Origin of the sequence: Paraburkholderia sp. SIMBA_053, assembly GCF_046534895.1 — a bacterium.
Taxonomy (GTDB): domain Bacteria; phylum Pseudomonadota; class Gammaproteobacteria; order Burkholderiales; family Burkholderiaceae; genus Paraburkholderia; species Paraburkholderia caledonica.
On sequence record NZ_JAWRXU010000147.1, the window covers coordinates 1 to 415 of the forward strand.

Below are 415 nucleotides of genomic sequence, written 5' to 3' on the forward strand. Positions count from 1 at the left end.
CGCCGTTTCAGCTCGAAGATCATGGCGCAGAACTATGTCGACAGCTATTCGGCGATGCTGGAAGCGACGCGCCGTCCGATGCTGCGCCGCGTGGCAGTGGGTTGATCGCCGGATTGCACAGGTCAACTCTGCCGATGCTGCGACATATTGCGTAATTTGTTCACTTGAACGTTTGCGCTGTCATTCAAAGACAGTTATTGCGCCTCTCACATGAAAAAGCCGCCTCCCCAGGCGGCTTTTTCTTTTCCGGCGTTCGGAACCGGATCGGCAATGGAAGCGCTTTCTTCAATGCGCCGCAATGCGCTTTTACCGAATGAAGCTATCCCCGCTTCAGACGGCTTACCTCGCATTAAAAGAATCTGAAAGGCGGCGAATTTCGCCAGATCGCCTTCAGGCGGCTTTCGCCGTTTCCCCT

1 protein-coding gene is annotated in these 415 nt (G+C 54.9%); it reads right to left on the reverse strand.

All coding sequences use genetic code 11. The annotated features are described in order from the left end of the window. Positions 1 to 206 precede the first annotated feature (206 nt). Positions 207 to 415: hypothetical protein (locus tag SB753_RS34990; RefSeq protein ID WP_410804623.1), on the reverse strand; the 209-nt coding region annotated here is incomplete at its 5' end.